A 23745-nucleotide genomic window follows, 5' to 3' on the forward strand; every position below is an offset into this window, starting at 1 on the left:
TTGCCGAAGAAAGTGGATAGATGGCGGCGTGAGCCTGCGCCCAAGATAGTCCCCAGTGCGTCACCTGGGAAGCGCCCTGATTGGCTCACACACAAAAACCCAACCAAGAGGTCTGTATGAACGCCCCCTTCGATCAGCTGTCCGCCTGGCTGAAAGAACACCGGATCACCGAAGTCGAATGCGTGATCAGCGACTTGACCGGCATCGCCCGCGGCAAGATTGCGCCGACCGCCAAGTTCCTCCACGAGCGCGGCATGCGCCTGCCAGAAAGCGTGCTGCTGCAGACCGTTACCGGCGACTATGTCGACGACGACATCTACTACAGCCTGCTCGATGCCGCCGACATCGACATGGTTTGCCGCCCCGACCCTACGGCGGTGTACCAGATCCCCTGGGCGATCGAGCCGACCGCAATCGTGATCCACGACACCTTCGACAAACAGGGCAACCCCATCGAACTGTCGCCGCGCAACGTGCTGAAGAAGGTGCTCAAGCTGTATGCCGACAAAGGCTGGCAGCCCATCGTCGCGCCGGAGATGGAGTTCTACCTGACCCAGCGCTGTGAAGACCCGGACCTGCCCCTGCAAGTACCGCTGGGCCGTTCGGGGCGCGCGGAAAGCGGGCGCCAGTCGTTCTCGATTGACGCCGCCAACGAATTCGACCCACTGTTCGAAGACGTCTACGACTGGTGCGAGCTGCAAGGCCTGGACCTGGACACGCTGATCCACGAAGACGGCCCGGCACAGATGGAGATCAACTTCCGCCACGGCGATGCGCTGGACCTGGCCGACCAGATCACCGTGTTCAAGCGCACCCTGCGTGAGGCCGCGCTCAAGCACAACGTCACCGCCACCTTCATGGCCAAGCCGATCACCGACGAACCGGGCAGCGCCATGCACCTGCACCAGAGCGTGGTCGACATCGCCACCGGCAAGCCGGTCTTTGCCAATGACGATGGAAGCATGAGCGAGCTGTTCCTGCACCACATCGGTGGCCTGCAGAAATACATCCCCAAGCTGCTGCCGATGTTCGCCCCCAACGTCAACTCGTTCCGCCGCTTCCTGCCGGACACCTCGGCGCCGGTGAACGTTGAGTGGGGCGAGGAAAACCGCACCGCAGGGCTGCGCGTGCCGACCTCCAGCCCCGAGGCGATGCGCGTGGAAAACCGCCTGCCGGGCGCCGACGCCAACCCGTACCTGGCGATTGCCGCCAGCCTGCTGTGCGGCTACATCGGCATGGTCGAGCGCATCGAGCCGAGCGCCCCGGTACAGGGCCGCGCCTACGAGCGGCGCAACCTGCGCCTGCCAATCACCATCGAGGACGCGCTGCAGCACATGGAAGACTGCGAAACCGTGCAGCACTACCTGGGCAAGCAGTTCGTCCAGGGCTATGTGGCGGTCAAGCGCGCCGAGCACGAGAACTTCAAGCGCGTGATCAGCTCCTGGGAGCGTGAATTCCTGTTGCTGAGCGTCTGACCTGTTCGCGGGCAAGCCCGCTCCCACACTTGTCCCGGTGGGAGCAGGCTTGCCCGCGAAAAGGCTGCAAAGCAGCCTTTCTAAACGCCGAACCCTAAGAACAAGACCAACGAGGTGTCGACATGCGTCATCTGCAAGCCCTGATTTCCGCCACATTCACCCTGCTGTTCGGCGCCGCCGCCCAGGCCGCGCCGACGGTCAGCGTGTACAACTGGACCGACTACATCGGTGACACCACCCTGGCCGACTTCCAGGCCAGCAGTGGGATCAAGGTCGTGTACGACGTGTTCGACTCCAACGAAACCCTGGAAGGCAAGCTGCTGGCCGGGCGTACCGGCTATGACGTGGTGGTGCCCTCCAACCACTTCCTTGCCCGCCAGGCCCAGGCCGGCGCGTTCCTGCCCCTGGACCGCAGCAAGCTGCCGAACTGGCGGCACCTGGACCCCAAACTGCTCAAGCAGCTTGAACAGAACGACCCCGGCAACCAGTACGCCGTGCCCTACCTGTGGGGCACCAACGGCATCGGCTACAACGTCGAAAAGGTCAAGGCGGCACTTGGCGTCGACCATATCGACTCGTGGGCGGTGCTGTTCGAGCCGGAGAACCTGAAGAAGCTCAAGCAATGCGGTGTAGCGTTCATGGACTCGCCCGACGAGCTGTTCCCGGCCATGCTCAACTACCTGGGCATGGACCCGCGCAGCGAAAAGGCCGCCGACTATGCCAAGGCCGAGGCGCGCCTGCTTGAACTGCGCCCCTACATCACCTACTTCCATTCCTCCAAATACGTCTCCGACCTGGCCAACGGCGATATCTGCGTGGCGTTCGGCTATTCGGGCGACGTTTTCCAGGCCGCCAACCGGGCAGTGGAAGCCAACAATGGCGTGAAGATCGCCTACAGCATCCCCAAGGAAGGGAGCAACCTGTGGTTCGACCTGCTCGCCATTCCCAAGGACGCCAGCAACCCGGAACAGGCCCTGGCCTTCATCAACTACCTGCTTGAGCCCAAGGTAATCGCCAAGGTCAGTGCCACCGTCGGCTACGCCAACGCCAATCCTGACGCCAAGGCCTACATGAACACCGCGCTGGTCGACAACCCCGAGATCTACCCACCCCAGGCCGTGCTCGACAAGCTGTACATCTCCAGCACCCCGAGCCCGAAAATCATGCGGGTGATGACCCGTTCCTGGAGCAAGATCAAGTCCAACCGCTGAGCCGAGAACGCGCCATGCCTTTCGATAACCAACACACCGCCTCCTACTACGCCGCCACGGCACGCGATGCGGCGCCCTACCCCAGCCTCGACGGCGAACTGAGCGCCGACGTCTGCGTGGTCGGGGGCGGCCTGACCGGCGTCAACACCGCCCTGGAACTGGCCGAGCGTGGCCTGTCGGTGGTGCTGCTGGAAGGCCGGCGCATTGGCTGGGGCGCCAGCGGGCGCAACGGTGGCCAGCTGATCCGTGGCATTGGCCACGACGTCAGCGGCTTTGCCCGCCATGTCGGCCAGGACGGCGTGCGTTACCTGCAACAGGCCGGCATCGAATCGGTGGCGCTGGTGGCGCGCCGAATCGAGCAGTACGGCATCGCCTGCGACCTGCGCTGGGGCTTCTGCGAGCTGGCCAACACACCGGCGCAGTTCGCCGCGCTGCGCGAGGAGCAGGAGCAACTGGCCGCGCAGGGCTACCGCCACGAAACACGCCTGGTCGCCCCTGCGCACATACGCCAGGTCGTCGCCAGCGACCAGTACGCCGGTGGGCTGGTGGACATGGGCTCGGGCCACCTGCACCCGCTTGACCTAGTACAGGGCGAGGCGCGCGTGGCCCAGGGGCTGGGCGCACGCATCTTCGAGCAAAGCCCGGTGCTGCGGATCGACCACGGCAGCACGGTGACCGTGCACACGGCGCGCGGCAAGGTGCGGGCGCAAAGCCTGGTGCTGGGGTGCAACGCCCACCTGGATGAACTGGAGCCTCGCCTGAGCGGCAAGGTGCTACCGGCCGGCAGCTACGTGGTGGCCACCGAACCGCTGCCCGAAGCCCTGGCCCTTGAGTTGATTCCGCAGAACATGGCCCTGTGCGACCAGAAGGTTGGCCTGGACTACTACCGCCTGACGGCGGACCGCCGCTTGTTGTTCGGCGGCGCCTGCCACTACTCAGGGCGCGACCCCAAGGACATCGGCGCCTACATGCGGCCAAAGGTACTCAAGGTGTTCCCGCAGCTGGCCGATGTGCAGCTGGCCTACCAGTGGGGCGGCATGATCGGCATTACCGCCAACCGCTTCCCCCAGGTCGGGCGCCTGAGCCAACACCCCAATGTGTTCTACGCCCAGGGCTATTCCGGGCACGGCCTGAACGTCACCCATTGGACCGCCCGGCTGCTGGCCGAAAGCATCGCCCTTGGCCAGAGCCAGGGGCTGGATGTGTTCAGCGCGGTGCCCCACCTGACCTTCCCGGGGGGCAAGGCATTGCGCTCGCCGCTGCTGGCCTTGGGGATGCTGTGGTATCGGCTGAAGGAGGTGTTGGGGTAAGCAAACGCTGCACGGCGTTCGTCGCAAACCAATCTGGACGCGACGAATGCCATTCCAGAAAAAGATTTATAAAATATCAGTAATTTATTGATTTAAAACAAATTTTTATAAAAAAGACAATCTGAAAATTTACTTAAAGAATTGCATGCAACCCTTTGATTGCAATGATATTAAGTAATTTAAGAGCAGGGCCTGCAGGCCGCGTCTCGCCTTGCTCCCACTTACGCACCGTGGAGGCGCTGGTATGCAGGTGCAGGGCGAAAACCGGCTGGCTGAAATTCAGCGTTTCACGCAGTTGGCGAATATCCAATGCACTGAAGTCCCGAACCGGTGCCGGGCAAATCATTTCAAAGTCGCGCAGTGTCACCTTGGCAACAGCCCCAGCTTCATGAAGGGCAACAAGGTCCTCCCGCAACGATTCAACAAGCTTGCTGCTCACAGCAGACCTCCAACAATATTCCTGATTCCAATGCCCGGCTGAGTGCCGCGCTAGGCAACTCCAGAAAAACCTTGCCTGCAAACCTCAGCGCCTTTTGCTCATCCTGCGTGATGTCTGCCTTTTCGCTTTTGGCGAAACCGTGGAGGAAAACGAAACGGTTGCCCAAACGTGCTGAAAGCAATGTTCTGTATCCGCCCCTTTTACCGAAACCCTGCCGCGCCACTCGCTTCTTATACAACTCACCGCCAAGGCTGGCATCGACCAGCCCCCTGCGCATCTCCTCCACTGCCTGGCACAGTGCCCGGTCAGTAAGCCCCTGCGCAACCTGCCAACGCGCGAAATCCTTGCGTTTGAGGACCTTCATGATTGGTTTCCTTACCATACCCGATACGGGCATAGTTTTCCAAGGATCGCCATAACGAGATATCAGGCACATCCCCGTAGCCTTGTAGGAAACTCGACTTTTTTTGCCTACTGGCCAAGCGCCAAGCACCTGCTAGCGTTGTTCAGGCCGCCCCTTCTTGGAAGCCTGCCCTCATGAACTCATTGCCTCGCATCACCCTGTTGTGCGCTGCATTGCTCGCCGTGGCCGCCTGCTCCAGCAACCGCGTAGACCCCAAGGATTACTCGGGTTTCCTCAAGGACTACAGCCGCCTGCAGGCGGCGAAAAGCCCGTCGGGCGCGCCGGTGATGCGCTGGGTCGAGCCGGGGATCAAGCCCGAGCAGTACAGCCAGGTGTACATCGAACCCAGCCAGTTCTACCCCAAGCCGCAACCAACCGCCGTCATCTCGGCGCAGACGCTGCAGCAGATCACCCGCTATTTCAATGAAGCCCTGCGCCGGGAAATGGGCAGTGTGCTGACGCTGGCAAAGGCCCCAGGCCCTGGAACGATTGTGGTGCGCCCGGCCATCACGGCGGTGTCCACCCACAATGAAGGGCTCAAGCCCTACGAAGTGATTCCGATTGCGCTGATCGCCGCTGGCGTCAACACCGCCACCGGTGGCCGCGACCAGGACGTGGACGTGGGCGTGGAGGCGGCATTTCTCGACGGTGGTAGCCAACAGGTACTGGCCCAGGTGGTACGCAAGGGCGCCGGCAGACCACTGGAAAACAACACGCAGCAACTGACCCTGGATGACGTCAAGCCCGTGCTCGACGGCTGGGCCAGGGACATGCGCGCCAGTTTCGAAGCGCTCAAGCGCAAGCCCAAGTGACGGCCTGCCCTGCCACTTGTCGGAGATAATGCAAAAATGCCATCACTGCCTGAAGGGCCTGCTTTAATCAAGCGGGCTGCCAGGCAGGTGGCACCGCAGACCAGGGATGGCTGCACAAGCAGGCTGCCAACAGCCGCGCGTTCCGGGCACACCAACACCCTCGCCCGACTCCCTCTTCTTCCTCGTATTCGCCGCCCGCCATCGCAGCTGTGTACCGGTTTCTCATTCATCGAATGCAATGGAGGCAATCATGTCTGATTCACTGCTCGCACCTACGGTAGGCCTGTTCCCGGTGGCCTACCTGATCGGCACCAACCAGCCAGGCGCCCCGCGCCTGCAACTGGACCTGCTGGTGTATACCCCCGACCGCAGCATCAATGGCGCAGCCCTGCTCACCCAGGCCACCAACCCACCGCTGGACCTGCACCTGGACACCTGGGGCAGCTACAGCTACCTCACGGTTCTGCCACCGAGCCAAGGCAAGATCCTGATTACCGCCCAAGGTAACCAGGGCGGGCCACACGCCAATTCGCCGGTGCTGTTCAAACTGCACGCTCTGCTCGACCAGAACTGGCAACAGGGCGTGGCCAACTACGAGTACTACAACGGGCAACGTTGGGTGAGCGTGGAGAACGTGCCGGTGACGCTGGACAACCAGCGCATCCAGCCCCTGGCCAATGTCGACCTGCAAACCGAGCTGCACAGCGCCACCCTGGAGGCACTGATCGCCAGCGGCGATGTTGCGCAACTCAAGCAACTGGCTAGCGTCGGCCTCGACCAGGCCCTTTCGTCAACCAAGAGCGCGGCCACCAAAACCGCCAAGAAAGCCTGAGCAGGCAAGGAGCACACCATGGCCATCGGACTGTTTCATACCCGCCTGAACGTCAGCAACGGCTTGCTCGGCGCCCCAACCCTGACCCTCGACCTGCTGGTCAACACCGTGACCAAGAAGGTTTCCGGCAAGGCACGCGCCTCGCAGGCTACCCACCCGCTGCAGATCTTCCACGCCAACGTTTGGGGAGACTACAGCGAACTGCAGTTCGCCCCGGCGGGCGCGCCCTCGATCGTGCTGAGCCTGGACGGCAGCCCCAGCGGCCCGCTGAGCCAGATCGCCCAGACCTTCCACCTGCACGGGCTGTTGGAAACCGACTGGAGCAACGGTTCAGCCAGCTACCGCTACTTCAGCGGCGGGCACTGGCTCGACCAGCATGGCCGTGTGCGCAAGGCGCCTGATGTCACCCACCAGGACCGGCCGCAGATTGCCCAGCGCCTGAAAGCTGCAATCAGCCAGCTGCACGGGGAATAACCGGCAGCGCCCGCCGGCAAGCCTTGCCGGCGGGCACCGCTCAACACTCGACGAAGGCTACCGCCAGGCCACCGCGCGAGGTTTCCTTGTAGTTGGCATGCATGTCGGCGCCGGTGTCGCGCATGGTGCGGATTACCCGGTCGAGCGAAATGAAATGCTCGCCATCACCGCGCAGGGCCATCTGCACAGCGTTGATCGCTTTGACCGCTGCAATGGCGTTACGCTCGATGCACGGCACCTGCACCAGGCCGCCAACCGGGTCACAGGTCAGCCCCAGGTTATGTTCCAGGGCGATTTCGGCGGCGTTCTCCAGCTGTGCGGGGGTGGCACCCAGCACTTCGGCCAGGCCCGCCGCGGCCATGGAGCAGGCCGACCCCACCTCCCCCTGGCACCCCACTTCGGCCCCGGAAATCGAAGCATTCTTCTTGCACAGGATGCCAACCGCCGCTGCGGCCAGCAGGAACGCCACCACATCGTCGTCGCAGGCAGTGGGGTTGAACTTCATGTAGTAGTGCAGCACCGCCGGGATGATGCCCGCCGCACCGTTGGTGGGGGCGGTGACCATGCGCCCGCCGGCGGCGTTTTCTTCATTCACCGCCAGGGCGAACAGGTTCACCCACTCCATGGCGCTCAGGGTCGAGCCGATCACGTTGGGCTTGCCGATCTCCTGCAGGCTACGGTGCAGGCGTGCGGCGCGGCGCTTGACGTTGAGCCCACCGGGCAGCACGCCCTCATTGCGCAGGCCATTGTTGACGCAGTCACGCATGGCTGCCCAGATACGCAGCAGCCCCTCGCGCACTTCGGCTTCGGGGCGCCAGGCGCGTTCGTTGGCCATCATCAACTGGGCCACACTCAGCCCGTTGGCCTTGCACAGGGCCAGCAACTCGGCGCCGCTGGAAAATTCATAAGGCAGGCTGACGGCATTCACCTGGGCTTCAGGCGCGTCGATCTCGGCCTGTTCGACGATGAAGCCGCCGCCAATGGAGTAGTAGGTCTGGCTGAACAGGCTGCCCTGCGCGCCGAAGGCTTCCAGGCACATGGCATTGGGGTGGTACGGCAGGCTTTCGTCCAGCAGCAGCATGTCGCGGGCGTACTGGAAGGGTAATGGCTGGCTGCCATCGAGCATCAGGCACTGCTCTTCCATCAGTTGGCGAATGCGCGGCTCGATGGTGGCCGGGTCGATGCGGTCTGGCCACTGGCCCATCAGGCCGAGCAGGCAGGCCCGGTCGGTGGCGTGGCCAACCCCGGTGGCCGACAGCGAACCATAAAGGCGCACCTCTACCCGGCTCACCTGGGCCAACAGGCCGCGCTCGCGCAGCGCCTGGGCAAAGGTGGCCGCCGCCCGCATCGGGCCTACGGTATGGGAGCTGGACGGGCCGATGCCAATTTTGAAAAGGTCGAAAACACTGATAGCCATACTAATGCCTGAACGTGACGACCCGGGTAGCAGTCGCACGCTGATCTGAAGAAATTGAACGGTACTGCGATATTGCGCGATACTGACGCCCTAGCCCGCCAATGACCAACGAAACTTCCTAAGCAAGGCTTTAGCGAAACTAAACGATGAGACGACAACTCAATGGCCAGATGTTCGTCTGGCTGCATGTATTCGCCTGCGCAGCACGGCACTTGTCGTTCACCCGCTGCGCCGAAGAGCTGCACATCACCCCCGGCGCCGTCAGCCAACAGATGCGCCAGCTCGAAGAGCGCCTGGGCTACAAACTGTTCCTGCGCCGGGCGCGCGGGGTGGAGCTGAGTGCCGAGGGCCAGCGCCTGGCGCAGACAGTGGCCGAGGCCTATGGCAGCATCGAAGCGGAATTGCTGCGCCTGGACGCCGGGGAAATCCGCGGCACCCTGCGCCTGCGCTCGATCCCTTCGTTCCTGGCCAAGTGGCTGACACCGCGCCTGCCGCGCTTTCAGCAGCGCTACCCGGACATCGAGCTGCGCCTGGTGGCCGAGGACAGCGCCCAGGCCCTGCACCCAGGCGACTTCGACCTGGCCATCGACCTGAACGACGGCAGCTACCCCGGCATGCTTTCAACGCCGCTGCTGGACGAGCAGATCTTCCCGGTGTGCTCACCCGCCCTGCTGCGCGGGCGCCCGCCGCTGCATGGGCCAGCCGACTTGCAGCACTACCCGCTGTTGCACGACATCACCGCCTGGCGCGGCAGTTCGGAATACGCCGAATGGGAGTTCTACCTGGAAGGTATCGGCGCAACGGGGCTGGATGTGCGCCGCGGGCATACTTTCAACCGCAACCACCTGACCATCGAGGCGGCCATTGCCGGGGTCGGCGTGGCCATCGCCCGGCGCACCTTGCTCAATGACGAGCTGGAGCGCGGCGCCCTGATCGTGCCGTTCGGCGTGCCGATCGCCAACCATAAGCGTTACGTGGTGCACTACCCGCCGGGAGGCCTGAGCCAGCCCGGGGCCCGGGCGGTGCACGATTGGCTGGTGGCCGAAGCGCGGGTGTTCCGCGAGTTGCATCCATTGGCGTCATGAAGCGCAAGGCCCAACCAAGGCCCGCCCTGGCCGCCTGCACAGGGGTGGCGGCCAGGGCGGCAGCGCCCCTTAGTTGCGCGTTACCCGCCACACCGTGTTAGCCAGGTCGTCGGCAATGATGAGCGCGCCGCGCGGGTCCACCGTCACCCCCACCGGCCGGCCGCGGGTCTTGCCGTCCTTGCCGCGAAAGCCGGTGGCGAAGTCGATCGGTTCGCCCGCAGGCTTTCCGCCACTGAACGGCACGAAGATCACCTTGTAGCCCACCGGGTTCGGCCGGTTCCAGCTGCCATGCTCACCGATGAACACACCTTCGGCGAAACGCTCGCCCATTTGCGCGATGGAGAAGTCGACGCCCAGCGCTGCCACGTGCGAGCCCAGGCTGTAGTCGGGCTTGATCGCGGCAGCTACCTTGTCCGGCGCCTGTGGCTTGACCCGCTCATCGACGTTCTGGCCCCAGTAGCTATAGGGCCAGCCATAGAAGCCGCCCTCGCGCACCGAGGTCAGGTAGTCCGGCACCAAATCCGGGCCCAGCTCGTCCCGCTCGTTGACCACGGTCCACAGCTGCCCGGTGTGTGGCTGGATCGCCAGCGCGGTCGGGTTGCGCAAGCCGGTGGCATAGGGCCGGTGCGCGCCGGTCTGGGCATCGACCTGCCAAACCATGGCACGGTCCACTTCAGCCTCCATGCCGCGCTCGGTGATATTGCTGTTGGAGCCAATGCCTACGTAGAGGTAACGCCCGTCGGGGCTGATGGTCAGCGCCTTGGTCCAATGGTGGTTGATCGCGCCCGGCAGGTCGGTGACCGTTACCGGTGGGCCATCGGCCTTGGTTTGGCCGTCGCGGTAGTCGAAACGCACCAGGGCATCCTGGTTGGCCACGTACAACTTGCCGTCGGCATAGGCCAGGCCGTAGGGCGCATTGAGGTTGTCGGCGAATACGGTCTGCATTTCATAAACACCGTCACCATCGGCATCGCGCAGCAAGGTCAGGCGGTTGCCACCTTTGACCTGGGTGTTGCCCTTGGCCTTGATCTGGCTGGCGATCACATCCTTGGGCTTGAGCTTGGCGGCATTGCCGCCACGGCCTTCGGCCACCAGGATATCGCCATTGGGCAGCACCAGGCTCTGGCGCGGGATTTTCAGGCCAGTGGCGATGGCGGTGATGCTGTAGCCCTCGGGCACCGTCGGCTTTTGCTCGCCCCACTGGGCCGGCTTGGCGATCTTCATGCTCGGCAGCAAGCCCCGCTCGGGGGCCGGCAGTTTCGGGTCTGGCCCCAGCGCCTGGGTGGGTTCGCCATCACCGCCACAGGCGGCCAGCAGCAGTGCCAGGCTCAACAGCGACATGCCATGCACGGTTTTCATGCTTTACCTCCCGCGCGCAGGTTGCTCATGCCCAACCAGGCGGCCACGCAGGCGAGTACGGTCACCACCAGCGACAGCACCAGGCCCGTTGGCATCACCGCCCAGGCATCCTTGGCGTGTTCGAATGCATTGATCAGCCCCAGCACCCAGGTCACCAGCAACAGCAGGAAGTACAGGGTTGGGCGGCCCGCCTTGTGCTGGGCACGCACCAGGTTGGCCAGGGCGAACAGCAACGCCAGCCCGCAGAACAGCAAGCCACCGGCGATCAGCCAGGCGGCGAAGTTGCTCCACTGGATCTGGTAGCTTTTGAAGTAGGCAATGTCGCTTAGCAAGGCGCCAAGAAACAGCGGGACCGTGCCGGCCAGCAAAATGCCATGCAGCGGGCTGGGCGTGCAGCGGTAGAGGGTTTGCTCGGTAGCGGTCACGGCGCCTCCTTATCAGTCAGTGACCTGGGGCAGACGGACTGGCATGCAGGCCCGATCCGTCAGGCATGCGCGGGGTGCGCTTAAGAAGGGATCGCCTTGACCTTCGGTTAGTTCACCGCTTGGCTTGATAGAAATATCCTGAAAAACTTCGCGTACCGTAACGAGGGCTACCATGAACACCTGTCACGCCCGCCAGTGCGCCTACCGGGCAGCGCAAGCCCTGCTGGCCTTGAGCCTGGTGCTCAATGCCGGCTGTTCGAGCAAGCACGGCAAGGCTAACTATGCGGCAGCTGGCTCCAACTGCTACGCCAAGGCCGTGCCCACCCAGGGTGAAGGCGGCCTGGCCTGGGGCGACAGCCTGGGCAGTGCGCAGCAAAAGTCGCTCAGCAACTGCATTCGTTATGCCGGGCGGTCGGGCGGCACGCCGGATACCTGCCAGGTGGTGTTGGCCAGGTGCAAGCATTCGCGGTGACTCAGGTGGGCCTCATCGCGAGCTTTGCTCGCTCCTACGAGGGGCCTGTGCAAGCCTGGTAGGAGCGAGCGAAGCTCGCGAAGCGGCGCCGGGTCAGGCGAACTTGGCCCGCGCTGCGTGCAGCTTCTTGTAGCTTTCGATCAGGCGCAGGTGACGGTCCAGCCCTTCGAGCTTCATGCTGGTTGGGGTCAACCCGTGGAAGCGCACGCTGCCATCAAGCGAGCCCAACACCGCATCCATCCGTGGGTTGCCGAACATGCGACGGAAGTTCACCTCGTAGTCCTGCATCTCCAGCTCATCGTCCAGCTGCACTTCCAGCGCCACGTTCAACGCCTGGTAGAACAGGCCGCGCTCTACGGTGTTGTCGTTGAACTGCAGGAACGCCTCGACCAGTTCCTTGGCGTCTTCGAAGCGCTTGAGCGCCAGGCAGATCAGCAGTTTGAGCTCCAGGATGGTCAACTGCCCCCACACCGTGTTGTCGTCGAACTCAACGCCAATCAACGTGGTGATGGTGGTGTAGTCGTCCACCTCGCAGTTTTCCAGGCGCCGGCGCAGCGCGCGCAGGGCGCGGTCGTCGAGGCTGTGCAGGTTGAGGATATCGGCACGGAAGCCCAGGGCACGGTTGGTGTTGTCCCAGATCAGGTCCTCGACCGGGTAGATTTCCGAGTACCCCGGCACCAGAATCCGGCAGGCAGTGGCGCCAAGGTTGTCGTACACGGCCATGTACACTTCCTTGCCCAGGCCTTCGAGGATGCCGAACAGGGTAGCGGCTTCCTGGGCGTTGGAGTCTTCGCCATGGCCGGAGAAATCCCACTCGACGAAGTCGAAGTCGGCCTTGGCGCTGAAGAAACGCCACGACACCACGCCACTGGAGTCGATGAAGTGCTCGACGAAGTTGTTCGGCTCGGTCAGCGCATGGCTTTCGAAGGTTGGCTGCGGCAGGTCGTTCAAGCCCTCGAAGCTGCGGCCCTGGAGCAGTTCGGTGAGGCTGCGCTCCAGCGCCACCTCCAGGCTTGGGTGGGCGCCGAACGAGGCGAACACGCCGCCGGTACGCGGGTTCATCAAGGTCACGCACATCACCGGGAATTCACCGCCCAGCGAAGCGTCCTTGACCAGCACCGGGAAGCCCTGCTCTTCCAGGCCCTGGATGCCGGCGAGAATGCCCGGGTACTTGGCCAACACCGCGTGCGGCACGTCCGGCAGGGCCAGTTCGCCTTCCAGAATTTCGCGTTTCACCGCCCGCTCGAAGATTTCCGACAGGCACTGCACCTGGGCTTCGGCCAGGGTGTTGCCAGCGCTCATGCCGTTGCTCAGGAACAGGTTTTCGATCAGGTTGGACGGGAAGTACACCACCTGTTCATCCGACTGGCGCACGAACGGCAGCGAGCAGATGCCGCGGGCGGTGTTGCCCGAGTTGGTGTCGTACAGGTGCGAGCCACGCAGTTCGCCGTCGGGGTTGTAGATTTCCAGGCAGTGTTCGTCGAGGATTTCTTCCGGCAGCGCATCCTTGGGGCCTGGCTTGAACCACTGCTCGTTCGGGTAGTGCACGAACGGCGCATTGGCGATGTCTTCGCCCCAGAACTGGTCGTTGTAGAAGAAGTTGCAGTTCAGCCGCTCGATGAACTCGCCCAGCGCCGAGGCCAACGCAGCCTCCTTAGTGGCGCCCTTGCCGTTGGTGAAGCACATCGGCGACTGGGCATCGCGCACGTGCAGCGACCACACGTTGGGCACGATGTTGCGCCACGAAGCGATTTCGATCTTCATGCCCAGGCCCGCGAGAATGGCCGACATGTTGGCGATGGTCTGCTCCAGCGGCAGGTCCTTGCCAGGAATGTAGGTGGTGGTGTCGGCCACCGGCATCAGCAAGCCCTGGGCATCGGCGTCGAGGTTGTCGACTTCCTCGATGATGAACTCGGGGCCGGTCTGCACCACCTTTTTCACGGTGCAGCGGTCGATCGAGCGCAGGATGCCCTGGCGGTCCTTCTCGGAGATGTCCTCGGGCAGCTCGACCTGGATCTTGAAGATCTGGTTGTAGCGGTTCTCCGGGTCGACGATGTTGTTCTGCGACAGGCGGATATTCTCGGTGGGGATATCGCGGGTCTGGCAGTACAGCTTGACGAAATACGCCGCGCACAGGGCCGACGAGGCCAGGAAATAGTCGAACGGGCCCGGGGCCGAACCGTCGCCCTTGTAGCGGATCGGCTGGTCGGCGATCACCGTGAAGTCGTCGAACTTGGCTTCAAGACGAAGGTTGTCGAGAAAATTGACCTTGATTTCCATGCGGGAATTACCGTGATTTAAGCGTGCAAAACGAAATTGGTCGGCATTATCCGGGTTTTCCGCCTGGAAGTCCTCCCCGCCCTCACCCTTTGCGCATTCCACCGAATTGCTTGCCTGATCCTGCGCACCTGCGGTCGGCCCTCATCTTCGGCGCAAGCCCCTGTGCTAGCGTTTCTGCATTGGGGAACAACGTATTCCCCTGCAGACAGCAAACGCCTTCAACCGATGATCAGCAGGTGAGCCATGGAACTTCGAATCAACCAGAAGACCTACCAGGTCGACGCCGAGGCCGACACGCCCCTGCTGTGGGTACTGCGTGACGACCTGGGCATGACCGGCACCAAGTATGGCTGCGGCCTGGCCCAGTGCGGCGCCTGCTCGGTACTGGTGGACGGCAATGTGGTGCGCGCCTGCGTCACCCCGGTGGCCGGCGTGGTCGGGCGCGATGTGACCACCATCGAGGCGGTCGAGGCCGACGCGGTCGGCAAGCGCGTGGTGGCGGCCTGGGTGGAACACCAGGTGGCGCAGTGCGGCTATTGCCAGTCTGGCCAGGTGATGGCGGCCACGGCGCTGCTCAAGCACACCCCCAAGCCCAGCGACGAGCAGATCAGCGCGGCGATGGTCAACCTGTGCCGCTGTGGCACCTACAACGCCATCCATGCCGCCGTGCACGCACTGGCACAAGGGGAGCAGGCCTGATGAACACGCCCGTCGATACCCCCGCCGAACTGCTCAGGCTGCAGCGCGGTGAAACCGTCAACCTGTCGCGCCGGCGCTTCCTGGTCGGCACCGCTGCGGGCGCCCTGGTGCTGGGCTTCGGCCTGCCGCTGGGGGCGTCCCGGGTGCAGGCAGCCGCCACCGCCACGGTGGAACGCGGCACCCAGGTGCCGGCCTTCCTGGAAATACGCCCGGACGGCACGGTACGCCTGCTCAGCCCATTCATGGAGGGTGGCCAAGGCCCGTTCACCGCCATGGCGCAGATCGTTGGCGAGGAGCTGGACGTCGACCCGGCCCAGTTCGTGGTCGACAGCGCCCCGCCCGGTGAAGCCTACGTGGTGATGGAGAATGGCATGCGCATCACCGGCGGCAGCATGTCGGTGCGCATGAGCTACCCGACCATGCGCCGCCTGGGCGCCCTGGCCCGGGCCATGCTGCTGCAGGCAGCCGCCGAGCAGTGGGGCGTGCCGCTCGCCGAACTAAGTACCGAACCTGGCAAGGTGCTGCATGGCGCCTCGGGCCGCTCGCTGGCCTATGGCGAACTGGCCGGCCGCGCCATGGACCTGCCGGTGCCGGACCCGGCCAGCATCAAGCTGCGCGACCCCAGCCAGTTCCGCTGGATCGGCAAGCCGGTGCGGCGCCTGGACGCTTACGACAAGTCCACCGGCAGGGCCGTGTACTGCATCGACATCAAGGTCGACGGCATGCTCCATGCCGCCGTTCAGCATGCCCCGCGCCTGGGCATGACGGTTGCCAGCCTGCGCAACGAAGACCAGGTCAAGGCCATGCCGGGGGTGCACTCGGTGCATCAGCTGCCCGGCGCCGTGGCGGTGGTCGCGCAGCGCTGGTGGCATGCCAAGCGCGCGGTCGAGGCCATCCAGGTCGACTGGCAGGAAGCGCCAGCAGGCACCCCGCTAAGGGCAATGCCGGCAGACTTTTCCAGCGATGGGTGGCGCGAACACCTGGCCAAGGTTGAAGGGCCTTCGCGCGATGAGGAAAACGAAGGCGATATCGCCACTGCCCTGGCCAACGCCAAGACCCGGGTCGAGGCCAGCTACCACAACCAGTACCTCAACCACGCCCAGCTGGAGCCGCCGTCCGCCCTCGCCCGCTTCAACCCCGATGGCACACTGGAGGTATGGCTGCCCAACCAGGCGCCAGACATGTTCCGCGACGACATTGCCAAGCGCACCGGCCTGGCCATCGAGCAGGTCACCCTGCATTCACCCCTGCTGGGCGGTTTCTTTGGCCGGCACTTCCTCTACGACTCGGCCAACCCCTACCCCCAGGCCATCGCCCTGGCCAAGGCGGTGGGCCGCCCGGTGAAGCTGATCTGGAGCCGTGAAGAGGAATTCCTGCGCGATGTGCTGCGCCCGGTGGCGGTGGTCAAGTTCCGTGCAGGGCTCGACGCCGACGGCCTGCCGGTGGCCATCGAGGCCGTAAGCGCCACGGAAGGGCCGACCGAGGCCCTGGCCGGCAAGCAAGGCGACAAGGTGGACCCGACTGCCGTCGAGGGTTTATCGGGCAAGGCTTACAACATCCCCAACAAGCGCACCGCGCAAATTTACGTCAAGGGCCCGGCCATGCTCGGCTACTGGCGTTCGGTGGGTAACTCGCTGAACGACTTCTTCTATGAATCGTTCCTCGACGAGCTGGCCGACAAAGGCGGCAAGGACCCCTTCGAATTGCGCCTGCACCTGCTGCAGGGCAACGCGCGGTTGACCAACCTGCTGCACGCAGTGGCTGACCTGGCCGGTGGCTGGAAACGCGGGCCGTTCACCGCCGAGGACGGCACCCGGCGCGCCCGTGGCATCGCCATGGCCTCGCCGTTTGGTTCGCAAGCGGCGGCCATTGCTGAGGTGTCGATCGAAAATGGCCAGGTGAAGGTGCACGACATCTGGGAGGCCATCGACCCCGGCAGCATCGTCAACCCGGCGATCATCGAACATCAGGTGAACGGCGCCGTGGCCCTGGGCCTGTCGCAAACCCTGGTGGAAGAGGCGGTGATCATCGACGGCAAGCCACGCGCACGCAATTACGACCTGTACCCGATTCTGCCGCCCTCGCGCATGGCCCGGGTGCATGTGCGCATCGTCGAAAGCGGGGCGAAGATGGGCGGCATTGGCGAACCGCCGCTGCCGGCAGTGGCGCCTGCCGTGGCCAATGCGGTGGCGCAACTGACCGGCCAGCGCGTGCGTAGCCTGCCCATGAGCCGCCACACCTTCAGCTGACAGGGATATCCCCATGACCCAGCGTCGTATTGCAAGGACCCTTGGCTGGCTGACCCTGCCATGCCTGGTCGCGGCCGGGGTACTGGCCTGGTACGTCACCCGGGAACCGGCCACGCCGTTTTCCGTGGAGCCGGACGTGCGCCTGGACCCGGAGCTGGTCAGCCGCGGCGAATACGTGGCGCGGCTGAGCGACTGCGTGGCCTGCCACAGCCTGCCCGATGCCAAGCCGTTCGCCGGTGGGCTGGAAATGGCCACGCCACTGGGCGCGATCCATGCCACCAACATCACCCCCGACCGCGACACCGGCATTGGCCGCTACAGCCTCGCCAACTTCGACCGTGCCGTACGCCACGGCGTCGCGCCCGGTGGCCGGCGGCTGTACCCGGCCATGCCCTACCCGTCCTACGCCAAGCTCAGCGATGACGATGTGCGCGCCTTGTATGCCTTTTTCATGAAAGGTGTGCAGCCGGTGCAGCAAGCGAACCTCAAGAGCGACATTCCCTGGCCGCTGAACCTGCGCTGGCCCATCGCCCTGTGGAACGGCCTGTTCGCCGCCGACAGCCCTTACGCCAGCAAGCCCGGGCAAGACCCACTGTGGAACCGCGGCGCCTATATCGTCCAGGGCCCGGGCCACTGCGGCAGCTGCCATACCCCGCGCGGCCTGGCGTTCAACGAAAAAGCCCTGGACGAAGCCGGGGCGCCGTTCCTGGCGGGCGCCTTGCTCGATGGCTGGTACGCGCCCAGCCTGCGCAGCGACCCCAACACCGGCCTAGGCCGCTGGAACGAGGCGGACATCGTCAGCTTCCTCAAGACCGGGCGCAACCAGCACGCCGTGGTGTACGGGTCGATGACCGAGGCGTTCAACAACTCCACCCAGTTCATGGCCGACGACGACCTCAAGGCAATCGCCCGTTACCTCAAGTCGCTGCCCGGCGACCCGCAGCGCGACGGCCCACCCTGGCAGTACCAGAGCGCCTTCGCCACCGCCCGCCTGGGCAGCGCCGGGGCGCAGGTGTACGTCAACCGCTGCGCCTCGTGCCATGGCCTGGACGGCAAGGGCCAGCGCGAATGGATGCCGCCGTTGGCGGGGGCGACCTCGGCCCTGGCCGCTGAGCACGCCTCGGCGGTCAACATCACCCTCAACGGATCGCAACGCATCGTTGCGGCGGGCATACCGGATGCCTACCGCATGCCAGCGTTCCGTGAGCAGTTGAGCGACCAGGAAATAGCCGACGTGCTGAGTTTTGTGCGCAGCACTTGGGGTAACCATGGCGGTGCGGTGGATGCGCAGGCAGTTGGCGCGTTGCGGGCACGCACCGACCCGGCCAGCAGCAGCCCGATCATCTTGCACATGCGTTGAGTGGTGTCGCCTGTGCTGGCCTCTTCGCGGGGCAAGCCCGCTCCTACAAGGGAGAGGTCGGCACGGGTAAAAACGTGACCAAGGACTTTCCATGGAAAGCATCGACCTGTTGGTACTGCGCACCGCCCACGACTGGCTCCAGGCTGGAGAGCGCGTCATGCTGGCCACCGTGACCCGTACCTGGGGCTCATCACCGCGCCCGGTGGGCTCGATGATGGCCCTGCGCGGCGATGGCCGGGTGATCGGCAGCGTTTCCGGCGGCTGCATCGAGGACGACCTGATCCACCGCTACACCACTGCCTACCAGGGCAGCGGCATGCCGCAAGGCCTGCCGCAGCTGGCGCGTTACGGCGTCAGCGCCGACGAAGCGCACCGCTTTGGCCTGCCCTGCGGGGGCACCCTGGAGCTGGTGCTGGAATTCACCCCGGCCCTGGCCAGCCTGGTGCAGCTGCTGGCGCTGCTGGATGCTGGCAAGCTGGTGCAACGCGAACTGCACCTGGCCAGCGGCCAGGCAACCCTCACTGCCACCCTCGCCCCCGCACCGTTCGTTTTCGACGGCAGCCACCTGCGCAACCCCCTGGGCCCTGGTTATCGGCTGTTGCTGATCGGCGCTGGCGTGCTCGCCGAATACCTGGCCAGCATGGCCCTGTTCAACGGTTTCAAGGTGGCGGTGTGCGACCCCCGGCCCGAGTACATGGGCGCCTGGAACGTCGCGGGGGTGGAGAAGCTCGTTGCCATGCCGGACGATGGCGTGCGCGCCTTCGCCCCCGATGTGCGCAGCGCTGTGATCGGCCTGAGCCACGACCCCAAGCTGGACGACCTGGCGCTGCTCGAAGCCCTGCACAGCCCGGCGTTCTACATCGGCGTCATCGGTTCACGGCGCAACAGCCAGTTACGCCGCGAGCGGCTACGGGTGCACTTCGGCGAAAGCGAGGCCTCCCTGCAGCGCTTGCATGGCCCGATCGGCATCTATATCGGCAGCAAGACCCCGGCGGAAATCGCCGTCAGCGTGATGGCGGAAATGTTGGCGGTGAAGAACGGCGTCGCCTTGCCGGGAGAGGTGAATGTCAGCAAAGCCAAGCGCGCGCTGGAGCAGCCACAGGCGGCAAGCTGACAGTCGCGGCTCAAGGTTGCGCGCTTGCATGCTGCTGCTTCCAGCGCTCCAGGTTATTCTTCACCAGCTGCTCCGGTAGCGGGCCGGCCACCAGTTCCTTCATCTTGTTCGCCAACTGCTCGCGCAGGGCCGGCTGGTTGCACGGCGATCCATGGGACAGCGCCAGGTACAGGCCCTCGCTGGACACCGGCGGGTCGAGCACCTTCAATTGCGGCTCCCAACCCTGGGTGCGCGCCAGGGCCATGCCTGGGTACTGCTCGTAGATCACATAGTCATTGCGCTTGAGCAGCAGTTTTTCGAACGCCTGCTTGGCGCTTGGCACCGCTTCGAGCCGCAGGTGGGCCCTGGCGAAGTCATCGAACTGTTGGCCATGGCTATTGCTCACCAGGGTGCCGCCGGTGTGCCCCTTGAGGTCTGCCCAGCCGTGGTAGGCGAAGGGCGCATCCTCACGCACCCAGACCACACTTGGGGTGTGCAGGAACGGCGGGCTGACGAAATCCATCTGCTGTTGGCGTTCCTGGGTCATGAAGTAGCCCGCCATCAGGTCGATACGGCCGGTGCGCACTTCCTCCTGGGCCCGCGACCAGGGCCCGGCGTAGACCACCGTCACCTCCACGCCCAGCGCTGCGCCCACCTGCTTGAGCAAATCGGCGTTGGCGCCGATCAGCTGCTGGGGGTTCTGCGGGTCGCGCCACAGGTACGGGGGGTACTCGGGGTTACCGGTCGCCGTCAGCTGACGGCACGCCTCATCCGCCAGCGCCAGGCTCGGCAGCAGCATCAGCAAGAGCGACAGCAGGGACCGGCAACGACAGCGCTCGATCATCTACACCCCTCACAATCCATTGCTATCAGCGGCAGCGGTAGCCGCGTGCATTGAACAGTCTGGACCAGGATCGGCCAGCCGCCAGGTTTTTCATCTGCTGCGGCCCTGGGCGCCGGAAACACGAAGGCCGGGGCGCGACGCTGGAAGGTCGGCCCCGGCCTTGGCAAACCGGCAGCGGGCGGCGGGCGGCGGGCAGCCTCAGCTCACCGGCACATCCGCTTGATGGCGCGCTCTGCCGCCCCCTGGAAGACCTGGCGCAGGGCCTCCAGTTGGTCGGGCGTGAGTGCCTTGGCGCAGGTCAGCCCCTGCAGGAAGCCAATGCCCCAGCCCTTGGTTTCGGCCAGTTGCTGGCGGTTCTCGCTGTCGGCGATATCGCCCAGGTGCAAGGCCGCCGGGTGTTCATAGCGGTCTTCCAGAGCCAGTTTGCGCAGCGCTTCGAGGGCAATCTTGAACTCGGCGGCGGCAACATCGTCCAGGCCCAGGTGCTCGTACTGCAGCAGGCTCAGACGGTCGGTGGCGGTCATCTTCGAATCTCCGTTTCACGGTAAAAGGAGCAGGTGCAGGGAAAAACCCGCCACGCCTGAACGCATCCAGGTGCCAGGCAAAAATGGCGTGGGTATGGAGCCTTGTATACCACAATCAAGGCCGCCGCCCTAGTGCCGTGCGCCATTCGGCTGCTGCCCGCCAGGCAACAGCCGACCAACAGACTGTGCGCAAACCCTACAGCATCCACCCGCCTCCTTGGCACTGGTTGACGCACGCCCGGGTAATGGCGCCGTTGCCGCAAGGCCCGCACCCACGGGGCTCGCGCCAACCGACGGTGCGCAAGCTGGCGAAATGGCATGCCACCTGCAATCGAAGGGTCATCCCCTCATTCGACTGGACCCTGCAATGCGCCTGACCACACTCACCACCGGCCTGCTCGCCCTGGCCTTCACCTCGCTGGCCCACGCCGAAACCGCCCCCAAGGAAGTGCGCCTGGACTACGCCTACTACTCACCCGTCAGCCTGGTGCTCAAGCACTTCGGCTGGCTGGAGCAGGCCTTGCCTGAATCCAAGGTCAGCTGGGTGTTCAGCCAGGGCAGCAACCGTTCGCTGGAATACCTCAACAGCGGCGGCGCCGACTTCGGCTCATCGGCCAGTCTCTCGGCCGTGCTGGCCCGCGCCAACGGCAGCCCGATCAAGTCGGTGTACGTCTACAGCCGCGCCGAATGGACGGCGCTGGTGGTGGCCAAGGGCTCGGCGCTGAACACCCTGGCCGACCTCAAGGGCAAAAAAATCGCCGCCACCAAAGGCACCGACCCTTACCTGTTCACCCTGCGCGCGCTGGAGCAGGCCGGCCTGAGCAAGAACGACGTGGAACTGTTGCACTTGCAGCACCCAGATGGACGCACGGCGCTGGAAAAAGGCGATGTGGACGCCTGGGCCGGGCTGGACCCGCACATGGCCGCCAGCGAACTGCAGGCCGGCTCGCGCCTGCTGTACCGCAACAAGGCGTTCAACAGCTACGGCGTGGTCAGCGTGACTGAAACCTTTGCCAAGCAGCACCCGCAAACCATCGCCACGGTCATCAAGGCCTATGAAAAGGCCCGCCACTGGGCCATCGCCCACCCCGATGAATTCGCCAAGTTGCTGGCCGAGGAATCCAAGCTGCCGCTGGACGTGGCCAAGCTGCAGCTGTCGCGCACCGACCTGAGCACGCCGCAGTTGAGTGCCGAGGATGTGGCGGCGTCGAAGTCCGCCGCGCCGATCCTGGTGTCTGAGGAGCTGGTCAAGCGGGGTGTCGACGTCAACCAGGTGATCGACCAATTGATCGACCCCTCCTTCGCCAAGGCCAGTGCCGAATGACCGCCAGCGCCCTGCCGGCACGCAGGCCGCGCCAATGGCCACGGCGGCTCAAGGGCCTGGCCCTGCCCCTGGCGCTGATCGTGTTGCTGGAAGCCGTGGTGCGCCTGGGCTGGATCGCCGCCTACCAGATGCCCGCGCCCACCGAGGTGTTCCAGACCTTGCTGCAACTGGCTGATGGCGCCCTGTGGAAACACATCGGCGCCAGCCTGACCCGGGTGCTGGCCGGCTTTGCCATCGGCGCCCTGCTCGGCCTGCTGTTTGCCGCCTGGGTTGGGCTGAGCCGCGAGGCCGAAGCCTGGCTGGAGCCCACCTTCGCCAGCTTGCGGGCGATCCCGAGCCTGGCCTGGGTGCCGCTGTTGCTGCTGTGGCTGGGCATCGGCGAAACCTCCAAGGTCACCCTGATCGCCATTGGCGCGTTCTTCCCGGTGTACCTCAATGGCGTGGCGGCGATCCGCAACATCGACCGCAAGCTGGTCGAGGTGGCGCGCATGTACGGCTTCGGCCCCCTGCGCCTGGCCCGCCGGGTGCTGCTACCTGCGGCCATTCCCGGCGTGTTCACCGGGCTGCGCAGCGCCCTGAGCCTGAGCTGGATGTTCCTCGTGGCCGCCGAACTGATCGCTGCAACGCGCGGCCTTGGCTACCTGCTCAGCGACGGCCGGGAAACGTCGCGGCCCGACCTGGTGCTGGCGGCGATCATCGTGCTGGCGCTGCTCGGCAAGCTCACCGACGGCCTGCTGGCCACCCTGGAGCGGCGCTGGCTGGCCTGGCGTGACACTTTCGATGGCACCGACACCAAGGCCTGAACCGATGAACCAACCCTTGCGCACCCCCCCCATCGCCCCGCTGCTTGACCTGCAGGTGCAGGCCAAGGCCTTCGGTGATACACCGGTACTGGGGCCGATCGACCTGCAACTGCAACCCGGCGAGGTGGTCAGCCTGCTCGGCCCCAGCGGCTGTGGCAAAAGCACCCTGCTGCGCCTGGTCGCGCAGTTGGACACGCACTTCACCGGGCGCCTCCAGCGCTGCCCCGAGCAGGTTGGTTTCATTTTCCAGGAACCCAGGCTGATGCCCTGGCTGAACGTGGCCGACAATATCGGTTTTAGCGAAGACCGGCGCTACGACCGCGCACGGGTCGCCGCGCTGATCGAGGAAGTTGGCCTCGGCGGCTTCGCCGAGGCACTGCCCAAGGCGTTGTCCGGCGGTATGGCCCAGCGCGTGGCCATCGCCCGCGGCCTGTATGGCCAGCCGCAGTTGCTGTTGCTGGACGAGCCGTTCAGTGCGGTGGACGCCTTCACCCGTTTCAAGTTGCAGGACCTGTTGCTGGCCCTGGCCCGCAAGCACGGCATCGCCTTGCTGGTGGTGACCCACGATGTGGACGAGGCGCTTTACTTGAGTGACCGCGTGCTGGTGATCGGCAACCGGCCTGGCACCGTTTGCCGGGCGTTGCGGGTGGGGTTGGGGTATCCACGGGAGCGAACGGACGAGCGCCTGGCGCGTTTACGCAGCCAGGCGCTGGAGGCGTTGCACGATGCCCGGGTGATCTAGCGGCCCGTTCGCGCCTACAGGGCTGGGAACATGGCACCGGCTTTGCCGGTGTTCGCGGCGGTTCGACGCCTCGACAAGCCTGCTCCCACGGGACCCGGTAGGAGCGAGCGCAG

General features: G+C 64.9%; 23 protein-coding genes. 15 read left to right on the top strand and 8 right to left on the bottom strand.

What is annotated here, in order from left to right; genetic code table 11:
* Positions 1–116 precede the first annotated feature (116 nt).
* The 3 genes from F3J44_RS27990 to F3J44_RS28000 all read left to right on the top strand — a co-directional run bounded on the left by F3J44_RS27990 (position 117) and on the right by F3J44_RS28000 (position 3996).
* Positions 117–1475, top strand: coding sequence for a glutamine synthetase family protein (locus tag F3J44_RS27990; protein ID WP_167277707.1), 1359 nt, complete (start codon positions 117–119; stop codon positions 1473–1475).
* Between the two features lie 122 nt (positions 1476–1597).
* Complete coding sequence (locus F3J44_RS27995) at positions 1598–2686, top strand: polyamine ABC transporter substrate-binding protein (protein WP_167069723.1); 1089 nt, start codon at positions 1598–1600, stop codon at positions 2684–2686.
* 14 nt (positions 2687–2700) lie between these two features.
* Positions 2701–3996, top strand: a complete 1296-nt coding sequence (locus F3J44_RS28000; protein ID WP_167277709.1) for an FAD-binding oxidoreductase — start codon at positions 2701–2703, stop codon at positions 3994–3996.
* A gap of 133 nt (positions 3997–4129) precedes the next feature.
* On the opposite strand, the gene F3J44_RS28005 is transcribed toward F3J44_RS28000, so the two are convergent.
* Both F3J44_RS28005 and F3J44_RS28010 read right to left on the bottom strand, forming a co-directional pair.
* Positions 4130–4435 (bottom strand): DNA-binding transcriptional regulator, encoded by a 306-nt coding sequence (locus F3J44_RS28005; RefSeq protein WP_167277711.1) that lies wholly within the window; start codon positions 4433–4435, stop codon positions 4130–4132.
* Positions 4416–4802: a type II toxin-antitoxin system RelE/ParE family toxin gene (locus F3J44_RS28010; protein WP_167277734.1), complete on the bottom strand. Its 387-nt coding sequence runs from the start codon at positions 4800–4802 to the stop codon at positions 4416–4418. The genes F3J44_RS28005 and F3J44_RS28010 overlap by 20 nt, the downstream gene beginning before the upstream one ends.
* Before the next feature lie 170 nt (positions 4803–4972).
* On the opposite strand from F3J44_RS28010, the gene F3J44_RS28015 reads away from it, so the two are divergent.
* From F3J44_RS28015 to F3J44_RS28025, 3 genes are all read left to right on the top strand, one after another.
* Positions 4973–5650 (top strand): DUF3313 domain-containing protein, encoded by a 678-nt coding sequence (locus F3J44_RS28015; RefSeq protein WP_167069729.1) that lies wholly within the window; start codon positions 4973–4975, stop codon positions 5648–5650.
* Positions 5651–5900: 250 nt separating this feature from the next.
* A complete protein-coding gene (locus F3J44_RS28020) occupies positions 5901–6482 on the top strand; it encodes a DUF1842 domain-containing protein (RefSeq protein ID WP_167069731.1) in 582 nt (193 codons plus the stop codon).
* Between the two features lie 18 nt (positions 6483–6500).
* Positions 6501–6956, top strand: coding sequence for a DUF1842 domain-containing protein (locus tag F3J44_RS28025; protein WP_167069733.1), 456 nt, complete (start codon positions 6501–6503; stop codon positions 6954–6956).
* A gap of 40 nt (positions 6957–6996) precedes the next feature.
* Here F3J44_RS28025 and F3J44_RS28030 read toward each other — a convergent pair whose 3' ends face one another.
* Positions 6997–8373: an L-serine ammonia-lyase gene (locus F3J44_RS28030; RefSeq protein WP_167277712.1), complete on the bottom strand. Its 1377-nt coding sequence runs from the start codon at positions 8371–8373 to the stop codon at positions 6997–6999.
* A 146-nt stretch (positions 8374–8519) separates the two neighbouring features.
* On the opposite strand from F3J44_RS28030, the gene F3J44_RS28035 reads away from it, so the two are divergent.
* On the top strand, positions 8520–9458 hold the full coding sequence (locus F3J44_RS28035; protein WP_167069738.1) for a LysR substrate-binding domain-containing protein: 939 nt from the start codon (positions 8520–8522) through the stop codon (positions 9456–9458).
* 69 nt (positions 9459–9527) lie between these two features.
* Here F3J44_RS28035 and F3J44_RS28040 read toward each other — a convergent pair whose 3' ends face one another.
* Together F3J44_RS28040 and F3J44_RS28045 are read right to left on the bottom strand one after the other, a co-directional pair.
* Complete coding sequence (locus F3J44_RS28040; RefSeq protein WP_167277714.1) at positions 9528–10817, bottom strand: sorbosone dehydrogenase family protein; 1290 nt, start codon at positions 10815–10817, stop codon at positions 9528–9530.
* Positions 10814–11242, bottom strand: coding sequence for a DUF2231 domain-containing protein (locus F3J44_RS28045; RefSeq protein WP_167277716.1), 429 nt, complete (start codon positions 11240–11242; stop codon positions 10814–10816). Before F3J44_RS28045 ends, F3J44_RS28040 begins: the two co-directional genes overlap by 4 nt.
* Before the next feature lie 172 nt (positions 11243–11414).
* Between F3J44_RS28045 and F3J44_RS28050 the strand changes: the two genes are divergently transcribed.
* On the top strand, positions 11415–11714 hold the full coding sequence (locus F3J44_RS28050; RefSeq protein ID WP_167277718.1) for a hypothetical protein: 300 nt from the start codon (positions 11415–11417) through the stop codon (positions 11712–11714).
* A gap of 93 nt (positions 11715–11807) precedes the next feature.
* Here the strand turns inward: F3J44_RS28050 and F3J44_RS28055 are convergent, their stop codons facing one another.
* A complete protein-coding gene (locus tag F3J44_RS28055) occupies positions 11808–13994 on the bottom strand; it encodes an OsmC domain/YcaO domain-containing protein (protein WP_167277719.1) in 2187 nt (728 codons plus the stop codon).
* A gap of 243 nt (positions 13995–14237) precedes the next feature.
* Between F3J44_RS28055 and F3J44_RS28060 the strand changes: the two genes are divergently transcribed.
* The 4 genes from F3J44_RS28060 (at position 14238) to F3J44_RS28075 (ending at position 19416) form a co-directional block, all read left to right on the top strand.
* A complete protein-coding gene (locus F3J44_RS28060) occupies positions 14238–14693 on the top strand; it encodes a (2Fe-2S)-binding protein (protein WP_167069748.1) in 456 nt (151 codons plus the stop codon).
* Positions 14693–16942, top strand: coding sequence for a molybdopterin cofactor-binding domain-containing protein (locus F3J44_RS28065; RefSeq protein ID WP_167277721.1), 2250 nt, complete (start codon positions 14693–14695; stop codon positions 16940–16942). The genes F3J44_RS28060 and F3J44_RS28065 overlap by 1 nt, the downstream gene beginning before the upstream one ends.
* A 13-nt stretch (positions 16943–16955) precedes the next feature.
* Positions 16956–18302, top strand: coding sequence for a cytochrome c (locus F3J44_RS28070; RefSeq protein WP_167277723.1), 1347 nt, complete (start codon positions 16956–16958; stop codon positions 18300–18302).
* A 91-nt stretch (positions 18303–18393) separates the two neighbouring features.
* The gene (locus F3J44_RS28075) at positions 18394–19416 is read left to right on the top strand and encodes an XdhC family protein (protein WP_167277724.1); all 1023 of its coding nucleotides are present in this window, start codon (positions 18394–18396) and stop codon (positions 19414–19416) included.
* 10 nt (positions 19417–19426) lie between these two features.
* On the opposite strand, the gene F3J44_RS28080 is transcribed toward F3J44_RS28075, so the two are convergent.
* The gene (locus F3J44_RS28080; protein WP_167277726.1) at positions 19427–20239 is read right to left on the bottom strand and encodes an ABC transporter substrate-binding protein; all 813 of its coding nucleotides are present in this window, start codon (positions 20237–20239) and stop codon (positions 19427–19429) included.
* 203 nt (positions 20240–20442) lie between these two features.
* On the bottom strand, positions 20443–20763 hold the full coding sequence (locus F3J44_RS28085) for a hypothetical protein (RefSeq protein ID WP_167069759.1): 321 nt from the start codon (positions 20761–20763) through the stop codon (positions 20443–20445).
* A 367-nt stretch (positions 20764–21130) separates the two neighbouring features.
* Between F3J44_RS28085 and F3J44_RS28090 the strand changes: the two genes are divergently transcribed.
* From F3J44_RS28090 to F3J44_RS28100, 3 genes are read left to right on the top strand one after another with little or no spacing between them, the layout of a single operon-like run.
* Positions 21131–22087, top strand: a complete 957-nt coding sequence (locus F3J44_RS28090) for an aliphatic sulfonate ABC transporter substrate-binding protein (protein ID WP_167069761.1) — start codon at positions 21131–21133, stop codon at positions 22085–22087.
* Positions 22084–22890 (top strand): ABC transporter permease, encoded by an 807-nt coding sequence (locus F3J44_RS28095; RefSeq protein WP_167277727.1) that lies wholly within the window; start codon positions 22084–22086, stop codon positions 22888–22890. Before F3J44_RS28090 ends, F3J44_RS28095 begins: the two co-directional genes overlap by 4 nt.
* Positions 22891–22894: 4 nt before the next feature.
* A complete protein-coding gene (locus F3J44_RS28100; protein WP_167277729.1) occupies positions 22895–23632 on the top strand; it encodes an ABC transporter ATP-binding protein in 738 nt (245 codons plus the stop codon).
* Positions 23633–23745: the final 113 nt, after the last annotated feature.

It is taken from the genome of Pantoea sp. Tr-811, assembly GCF_011752535.1.
In the GTDB taxonomy this organism is placed as follows: domain Bacteria; phylum Pseudomonadota; class Gammaproteobacteria; order Pseudomonadales; family Pseudomonadaceae; genus Aquipseudomonas.